An 8,242-nucleotide genomic window follows, 5' to 3' on the forward strand; every position below is an offset into this window, starting at 1 on the left:
CGGACCCGACCGCCACGAGATCATGGAACCGAGTCCGTGTCGCGACACAGAAAGCCGGACAGTTGGGGGGAATCCCCTATCGAACGCCCTCTGAGGCCTGCGGCAGGAACTCCCACCCCGGCCGGACGGGAAGCGTCGGATCTTCCGGCGGGGAGGCTACGCCAGTGCCAGCGCGGCCCAAGCCGACCTTGACCACGTGCGCGGTCTGCTCGCCCTGCCCGACGCTGACGACGACGAAGGGCGAAGCCGCATAGCCGACTTGCTCGAGCTTGTCGCCAAGGAGCGGAGCCCGCTCCCGGACATCGAGGAGACGCGCCGTCTGCTGCGCCGTGGGCAGTCGCTCACGTCCCGTCTGACCGTCGGCGAGTGGCTCGACATGTGGCTGGCGTCGAAGAAGACCCGCAAGACCACGACCAACGGCTACGAGTCCCACGTCCGAGTTCACCTCAAGCCCCGCATCGGCCATATCCGCCTGTCGCGCCTGAACGTTGGCCACCTGGTCGAGATGTTCGACGCCATCGCCGACGAGAACGAGACTGTCGCAGCAGAGAACCAGGCACGCCGCGAGCAGGTAGCCCGCTGCTCGCCCGGCCGGCCTGGTGCGCCGAAGGCCGAGGCACGCGCCCGGCTAGCAGAGGAGCGCGCCAGGCTCGCGGCGATGAAGCCGTACCGGAAGCTCACCGGCCCGGCCACGCGGCAGCGCATCCGGTCGACGCTTCGGGCTGCGCTGAACGCCGCCATCGCCCGCGAACTGATCACCTTCAACCCGGCCTCGCACGTCGAGTTGGAGTCAGGCAAGCGCCCGAAGGCCCAACTGTGGACCGAGGAGCGTGTTCGGCGTTGGGAGTTGAGCGGCGAGAAGCCAAGCGCCGTCATGGTGTGGACTCCCGAGCAGCTCGGCCGATTCCTCGACGAAGCCGAGGACCACCGGCTCTATGCCCTGTTCCACCTGATCGCCTTCCGGGGCCTGCGCCGTGGCGAGGCCGTCGGCCAGAACTGGACTGACGTGAACCTCGAGCGCGGTGAGCTGACCGTGGCCAAGGAGACCGTCCAGGACGGTTGGACTCCGTACGAGTCAGACCCCAAGACGGATGGCAGCGCAGCGACGATCGGGCTGGACAGCGGTACCGTCGCGGTTCTCAGGGCACATCGGATCAGGCAGACCGAGGAGCGCCTTCAGTGGGGCGCGGCGTGGACGGATACCGGGAAGGTGTTCACCCTCGAGGACGGCAAGTGGCTGCACCCCGAGACCGTCTCTGATGCCTTCCGCCGCATCTACCTCGCCGCCGGCCTGCCTCCGATCAACCTCCGGGACCTCCGGCACGGGGCAGCAACCCTGACCCACGCGGGCGGCGGAGACCTCCACACGATCAAGGAGGCGCTGCGGCACTCCACGATCACGCTCACGTCGGACACGTACACCAGCCTGCTCCCGGAAATCGACCGGGCGGTCTCCGAAGCCGCCGCGAAGCTCGTTCCCCGGGCTGGCAAGAAAGCAGTCGGCGAAACCGCCGGGCTCACTTCGGGCTCACCTGGGGCCGATAAAGCGAAAGCGCCCCGACTGGTGAAACCCAGTCAGAGCGCTGCGCTGCAGGTCAGCGAGGGTAAACCCGCTTCCGAAAACGGTGGGCCGCCAGGGGCTCGAACCCTGAACCTACGGATTAAAAGTCCGCAGCTCTGCCAATTGAGCTAGCGGCCCGTCGGCTTGCGCTTCCACCGTGGTGGTAGGCGCCTGCCAGGGTGATCCTACCCGGTGATCCGTGGCGGTTGGCCAGTGGATTGTCCGGCCACGCCGAGTGTTCGTTGTGGTGGGGCGTCCGGGCTGGTCAGACGGGTGGGGAGAGATGTGCCAGGCGGACGCGGCGCAGCCAGGACTCGGCGGGCGCCTCGTCGGGGGCGGCGGGCAGGACGCCGGGGCGGTCGAAGCGGGCCTCGGCGTCGGCGAGCAGGTCCACGGCCAGGTGGGGGCGGTCCGCGTACCGTTCACCGAGTTCGCGGACCCGCACGGGGTCGGTCAGGCGGACGACCACCTCGCCGGTCTCGTGCAGGGTGAGCCCCTGCTGGACCAGCCGGACCAGGTGCCGCGCGTGCTTGGCCGCCCGCTGCCGGGACCGGGAGTCGGACGGGTCGCGGCTGCTCAGCTTCCTGAACTGCCCCGTGGCGTAACCGAGGTAGGAGTTCCGTACCGCCTGCTCGCTCAGGAAGGAGCGCCGGATGGCGATCAGTTCGTCACCGAGCGGCGTCCGCACGTCGTACAGCTCGGCGGGCAGCCAGACCAGCTCGGAGGCGGTCGGATTGCAGCTCAGGGCGAGCCGGCACCACTTCGCCGCCTCGTGCAGAGTGCTGTCCGGCGCGGTGGTGACGTGGGACTCGGCGGGCCGGTGCAGACCGTGGAACTGCTCCGTGGGCGCCGCGAACAGACCGAGCCGGTCGAGGTCGGATCCCGCGTGGGCCAGGCCGTAGGCGGTGGAGCCGACGATGCCGGAGAGCAGTATGCGCATGGGTGTGTCGCCTCCTCGGCGTCAGGCTGTCGAAACGGTGCAAACGGCAGAGACCATGGAAACCGGCAGGTCAGGCCCCTCAATCGGATCTGCCGAAGTTTCCCGCGTCAGACAGCCCTCGCGCGAACGAATTCCCGGCAGCGGCGATCGCGCACCACGCCGGAACGCACCGGCGGCACCGCGCCAGAGACAACGCGCCAGAGACAACGCACCACCGGCGACTCCCCTGCGTCGCTCCGGCCGCCCGCCCCTCCCCGTGCCGATACTGGGCAGATGGCGAACAGCGAGATCCCGGCCGCGAAGCTCCGTGCCTGGTGGGCGCACCGGCAGTGGCTGGACGGTACGCGCCTGGGCGCCGCACCCGCCGAGGTGCTGGCGGCCACCGGGTGGGCCCGTTCGGTCGGCGGTGCGGCGCCCTATCTGGGCCTGTTCGCCCGCGCGGGGCTGGACAGGGAGGCCGTCGACGCGGCCGTGTCCGCCTTGCAGGTGCACGAACTCCCGTCCGCCCGTGGCTGCACGTACGTCCTCCCGGCGGCCGACTTCGCGCTCGGCCTGGCCGTCGGCGCCGCCGCACCCGAGGGCGAACTCGCGGCAGCCCGGAAGCACCTGGGTGTCAGCCGGGACGAGATCGAGAAGCTCTGCCTGTCGGTCTCCCAACTGCTGACCCCCGAAGCCCCGTTGAGTCCGGCAGCGATCCGCGAGGGCGCCGGGGCCGCCGTTCGCGGCCTGGGCGAGGCCGGGAGGAGGAGAGGGCTGTCCACCACCCTCCCGCTGGCACTCGGGCTGATGCGGACACGCGGTCTGATCCGCCGGGTTCCGGTCAACGGCCGTCTGGACCAGCAGCGCTACGGCTATGTCAGCTGGGACCAGCCCGTCAGGGGATCGGCCGCCGAACTCGCGCAGCGGTACTTCTCCTGGGCCGCGCCCGCCTCGCTCAAGCACTTCCGCTGGTTCTCCGGCTTTCCGGCTGCCACCGCGAAGCAGGCGATCGCCACCCTCGACCTGACCACCGTCCCGGGCACCGACCTGCTGATCAGTCCCGAACTGGCCGAGGAGTTCTCCGGGTTCGGCGTCTCGGCCAAACCCTCCTACGCCCTGCTGGCCGGGATCGACGGACTGCACCTGCTGCACCGGGACCTGCCGCGCCTGGTCGAGGAGGCCGACGCCGGGCGGCCGGTGCCCGCCGCCAGGGCCGGGCGCAGCTTCGGATCCGAGGCCGACCCGCAGACGCACATCGTGGTGGACCGCGGCCGGATCGTGGGTTTCTGGGAGTACGACACCGAAGAGCGGGAGATCGTCCACCAGTTGTTCGTCCCTGCCGACGCCGCGCTGCGCGACACCGTCGCCCGTACCGAGGCGTTCGTCCGCGATCAGCTGGGCGACGCGCGCGGGTTCAGCCTCGACTCGCCCAGGAGCCGCGCGGCGAAGATCGCCGCCATCCGGGCCGCCAGGGCGTAGTCCCGTCGCTACAGCTCCAACGGCGGATGGCCGTACCCCTGAACGCCCGGCCGGGCCTCGGCGAGCGCGCGCAGCAGGACCGGCGGCGTACTCGGATACACCGTCGGGCAGTCGAACTCGCCCGCCGCCGGATCGACCGCCCAGGCAAGCCGTTCCTCACCTGGCACGGTGGCGAACCCGGCGTCCACGCCCGGCTTGTTGCCGCGCGGGTCGAGGCGCACCCAACGGCCCGCAGCACCGCCCTCCCGCGCGGGCCAGTGGACGGCGACCAGCCCGTGCAGCACGTTCAGCCGCTGGTAGCAGAGCCCCGCCCGAATGCCCTGCGCCCGCAGCACCGCGGCGAGCAGATGCGCCTTGCCGTGGCAGATCGCGTTGCGCCGCACGAGCACATCCGAGGCCCGGTACGCGGCACTCCACTCCTGGACGTCCCCGGAGTGGGCGATCTCGTCCCGCACGTACTCGAATGCGGTGCGCGCGGTGGCTTCCGGGCTGCTTCGGCGCAGTCGGCCGGCGAGGGCTCTGATCTCGGGGTGCCCGTGGTCGATCACGTCGTCGGCGGCCAGGTAGTCGTTCGGTTCGTCGGAGGCGGGCAGCAGTCCGACCGGTTCGGTGTTCATGGCGCCAGGATCGCCGAACTCCAGCCCGTGGTCATCGAATTCCGGTCTCTGGGCTACGGTGGTCCGGCACGTCGGCAAGCAGGCCGCAGAGGAGGTCCTTCGTGTCCGAGGTTGTCCTGGTCACCGGTGGCGGACGCGGCATCGGCGCCGCGACCTCACGGCTCGCGGGCGCTCGCGGGTACCACGTCTGCGTCAACTACCGCGCTGACGAGGCGGCTGCGGCCGCCGTCGTGGCCGAGATCCGCGCGGACGGCGGCACCGCGATCGCCGTCCAGGCGGACGTCAGCCGAAGCGCCGAGGTGGAACGGCTGTTCCGTACGGTGGACGACCGGCTCGGACCGCTGACCGCCCTGGTCAACAACGCGGGCACGCTCGAGAAGCAGAGCCGCCTGGACGAGCTGGACGAGGACCGGCTCGCCCGGACCTGGGCCGCGAACATCACCGGACCGTTCCTGTGCGCGGGCGCAGCCGTCCGCCGGATGTCCACCCGCCACGGCGGCTCCGGTGGCGCGATCGTCAACGTCTCCTCCGCCGCCGCCCGCCTCGGCTCGCCGAACGAGTACGTGGACTACGCCGCCTCCAAGGGCGCGCTGGACAGCATGACCCGTGGCCTGGCCCTGGAGGTGGCGCGCGAGGGGATCCGCGTCAACACCGTACGTCCCGGCCTGATCCACACCGGCATCCACGCCCTGGGCGGCGAACCCGGCCGGGTGGACCGGATCGCGCCGGACCTGCCGATGGGGCGCGGCGGACAGCCCGAGGAGGTGGCCGAGGCGATCCTCTGGCTGCTCTCCCCCGCCGCCTCGTACGCCACCGGCACCTTCCTGGACCTCGCCGGCGGCCGCTAGGCCGTGTCCGGCCGACAGCCGGCCGACGACCGGACGAGACGGCCGGACGAGACGGCCGGACGAGACAGCCGGACGGCAGCCGGACGAGGCGCCCGGGCCGCACGACGCCGGCCGTTCACCCGGAACACCACCTCCCGGTCTCCTCGGCAGGCTACGGTGACCGGTATGAGCCTCCGTGACTCCGACGCAGCCTCTCCCTTCCTGGACATCCCCGGTATCCGGAACCTCCGCGACGCAGCCGTCGGACCGATCCGCCCGGGGCTGGTCTACCGCTCCGGATCGCTCAACTCCCTCACCCCCGAAGGCGCTCAGCGCCTCAAGGCACTCGGGATCCGATCCGTCGTCGACCTGCGCGGGGCCACCGAGCTCGAGCACTGGCCGAACCACCTGCACGGCCTCGACCTGACGGTCCGGCACTTCCCGGTACTCCCGGAGCACCGCCCCGGCGAGCGGCTCTGGCCGGAGGAGCAGGCCGACCTGTACCCGTTCATGGCCGAGAGCGCCGGGCCCGCCCTCGCGGCCACCGTCCGCCACCTGATCGGTTCGGGCGCCCTCCCCGTCCTCCTCCACTGCGCCGTCGGCAAGGACCGCACCGGTCTCACCATCGCCGTCCTCCAGCACCTCCTGGGCGCCGCCGAGGCCGACATCACCGCCGACTTCGTCCGTTCCAACGCCGGGCTCGGCCTCCTCGACGGCCCCACCCCGTACCTCGACGAGACCGGCGCCGAACGACTCTCGCGGCCCGTCGCCGCCGCCCATCTGACCGACGCTCTCCGGTGGATCCGCACCCGCCACGGCGGCATCGAGTCCTACCTCGGCGCCCACGGGATCACCTCGGCCGACCTCGCCACGCTGCGCACCACCCTGAACCACTGATCCCGGTCCCGCCCGGACCGGTTCCCCGCTGCTTCGAGGGCTTCGCACGCCGAGTCCCCCGAGCGTGCCCCGCGTCACCCGGCCTGCCCATGGGCGCGGCACTCGCGGTGAGGGCCGCGCGTTGGGGTCGGTGAGGACCAGAGCGACGGAGCAGGACGGAACATCGGAGGAGTCGGGCGATGGCGAAGATCCCCACTGCGGCGGTCGCGGCGGCCGGTCTCATCGGCGGTTACGGTACGGCGCGTTGGAGTGGGCGCCGCGAGCTGGGCGGTGCGGTCCTGGCGGCGGCAGGGGCCGCGTCGGCCTACCAGTGGCAGCGGCAGGCCGGTCCGGGTACGGCGGCCGCGCTGACCGGACTGTACGTGGCCGCGTTCGGAGGCTCGCACCCGCTCGCCAAGAAGATCGGCGCCTGGCCCTCCGTCCTCGCGGTGACCGGCGTCGTCGCGGCGGCCTCCGTTCTCGCCACTCGCCGCTGAGAGGCTCCTCCAGTAGGTGACCCATCAGGATGGGTCACCTACTGGAGGACGCTCCGAAGCGCGCCTCGAAGGCCGCGCGGTTCACGGACACCGGCGAGCGGTCCCAGACCGCGAAGACCACCCGCGTGAACGCGGCTCCATACGCCCCCAGGGCGTGCTCGAAGGCCGCCGCGACCTCCGCCGGGTCGTTGCGGAAGACCCCGCAGCCCCATGCCCCGAGCACCAGCTCCCGGACGCCGTGGTGCGCCGCGACCGCGAGTACGCGCTCCGCCCGCTCGGCCAGGACTCCCGCCACGTCCACCGGGGTACCGCCCGAACGACGGGCCAGCTGGCCCGCGTTGGGCGCCGGCGAGGTGAGGAAGGAGACGGGGTACGGCTGCGCCAGCAGGGCGCCGTGCTCGTCCCGGATCACCGGTACCCGCGGGGAGAAGATCACCCGGTGGCTGTAGCGGAGGTCCGAGGAGGCCCGGTGGGCCTCGTAGTAGTCCGGGGCGGCGAGCAGGCAGTGGTAGAGCAGCGCGTTGCGGCAGAGGTCCTCCTCCTGGGCGCGGGCGCCCCGCAGATAGCCGCCGCCCGGATTGCGCGCGGAGGCGAAGTTGAGCACTCCGACGTGTTCGCCACGGGCCTCCACCAGCCGCCGCGCCGCCTGCATGCTCCCCTCGGCGGTGACCTCCAGCGTCCCGCCGAACGATCCCCGCAGCGCCCCGGCATCCGCTGCCCCGGCAGCACCCCCGGCCATGCCCACTGCCATGCCCCCGACAGCGTCCTCGGGGGCGTACGAGACCGTACCCGCCCGCGCGGCGGCCAGTAGCCCGCCGATCTCGACGACCGCCCCCGTGCCGTCTGCCCGGTAGCTGCCGCGCTCCGCGATCTCCTCGTTCACGACCGCGATTTGATGCAATCTGCTGCTCATACCCGTGACCGTACGTGAGGCTGCGTCGGCCCACCACGCAGTTTCCACCGGAACGCCGACGGGCCCGCCCCACCGAAGTGGAGCGGGCCCGTCCCACCGACGGCTGTCGGCCGTCAGTTGTCAGCCTGAGGCGTCAGTTCTTCCAACGCGGCTTGCGGTCGCCGCCGTTGAAGCTGCCGCCACGCGAGTCGCGGTCGCCGAAGGAACGGCCGCCACGGTCATCGCGGTTGAAGCCACCCTGCTGCGGACGGCCGCCGGAACGGTGGTCGTCGCGACGGGCGAACGGACGGGTGCTGCTGCCACGGTCGCGGTCACCGAAGGCCGGACGGTCGCCGAAGGCCGGACGGTCGCCGAACGAGCGGGCCGGGCGGTCACCGAAGGAACGGCTGCCACGGTCGTCGCGGTCGCGGTTGAAGCCACCACGGTCGCCACGGTCGTCGCGGTTGCGGTCACGGTCACCGAACGAACGGGCGCCACGGTCATCGCGGTTGAAGCCACCGGAACGGTTGTCCCGGTCACGGCCGCCACCGAAGCCACCGCCACGGTTGTCGCG

7 protein-coding genes, 1 tRNA gene and 2 pseudogenes are annotated in these 8,242 nt (G+C 71.9%); 5 read left to right on the forward strand and 5 right to left on the reverse strand.

From position 1 onward, the window contains the following. Positions 1 to 97 precede the first annotated feature (97 nt). Positions 98 to 1,495 (forward strand): annotated as a pseudogene (locus P3T39_RS36640) (tyrosine-type recombinase/integrase); the annotation flags it as partial. Positions 1,496 to 1,626: 131 nt separating this feature from the next. On the opposite strand, the gene P3T39_RS36645 reads toward P3T39_RS36640, so the two are convergent. Both P3T39_RS36645 and P3T39_RS36650 read right to left on the reverse strand, forming a co-directional pair. Beyond that, positions 1,627 to 1,699 (reverse strand) — tRNA-Lys (locus P3T39_RS36645). A gap of 127 nt (positions 1,700 to 1,826) precedes the next feature. Further along, a complete protein-coding gene (locus P3T39_RS36650; protein WP_280703650.1) occupies positions 1,827 to 2,501 on the reverse strand; it encodes a nucleotidyltransferase domain-containing protein in 675 nt (224 codons plus the stop codon). 273 nt (positions 2,502 to 2,774) lie between these two features. Here P3T39_RS36650 and P3T39_RS36655 point away from each other — a divergent pair, with 273 nt between their 5' ends. After that, positions 2,775 to 3,959, forward strand: coding sequence for a crosslink repair DNA glycosylase YcaQ family protein (locus tag P3T39_RS36655; RefSeq protein ID WP_280703651.1), 1,185 nt, complete (start codon positions 2,775 to 2,777; stop codon positions 3,957 to 3,959). A gap of 8 nt (positions 3,960 to 3,967) precedes the next feature. Here P3T39_RS36655 and P3T39_RS36660 read toward each other — a convergent pair whose 3' ends face one another. Continuing rightward, positions 3,968 to 4,576 (reverse strand): transglutaminase family protein, encoded by a 609-nt coding sequence (locus P3T39_RS36660; RefSeq protein ID WP_280703652.1) that lies wholly within the window; start codon positions 4,574 to 4,576, stop codon positions 3,968 to 3,970. A gap of 101 nt (positions 4,577 to 4,677) precedes the next feature. Between P3T39_RS36660 and P3T39_RS36665 the strand changes: the two genes are divergently transcribed. The 3 genes from P3T39_RS36665 to P3T39_RS36675 all read left to right on the forward strand — a co-directional run bounded on the left by P3T39_RS36665 (position 4,678) and on the right by P3T39_RS36675 (position 6,776). Further along, positions 4,678 to 5,424 carry an SDR family oxidoreductase gene (locus tag P3T39_RS36665; protein WP_280703653.1) on the forward strand — a complete coding sequence of 249 codons (747 nt, stop codon included), beginning with the start codon at positions 4,678 to 4,680 and terminating at the stop codon, positions 5,422 to 5,424. Between the two features lie 165 nt (positions 5,425 to 5,589). Continuing rightward, positions 5,590 to 6,300, forward strand: coding sequence for a tyrosine-protein phosphatase (locus tag P3T39_RS36670; RefSeq protein WP_280703654.1), 711 nt, complete (start codon positions 5,590 to 5,592; stop codon positions 6,298 to 6,300). A 179-nt stretch (positions 6,301 to 6,479) separates the two neighbouring features. Continuing rightward, positions 6,480 to 6,776 carry a hypothetical protein gene (locus tag P3T39_RS36675; protein WP_280703655.1) on the forward strand — a complete coding sequence of 99 codons (297 nt, stop codon included), beginning with the start codon at positions 6,480 to 6,482 and terminating at the stop codon, positions 6,774 to 6,776. 34 nt (positions 6,777 to 6,810) lie between these two features. Here the strand turns inward: P3T39_RS36675 and P3T39_RS36680 are convergent, their stop codons facing one another. Then, entirely contained in the window at positions 6,811 to 7,689 is an 879-nt protein-coding gene (locus P3T39_RS36680; protein WP_280703656.1) for a TIGR02452 family protein, read from the reverse strand. A gap of 133 nt (positions 7,690 to 7,822) precedes the next feature. Further along, positions 7,823 to 8,242: pseudogene (locus P3T39_RS36685) on the reverse strand (RNA helicase); the annotation flags it as partial.

Origin of the sequence: Kitasatospora sp. GP82, assembly GCF_029892105.1 — a bacterium.
GTDB lineage: Bacteria > Actinomycetota > Actinomycetes > Streptomycetales > Streptomycetaceae > Kitasatospora.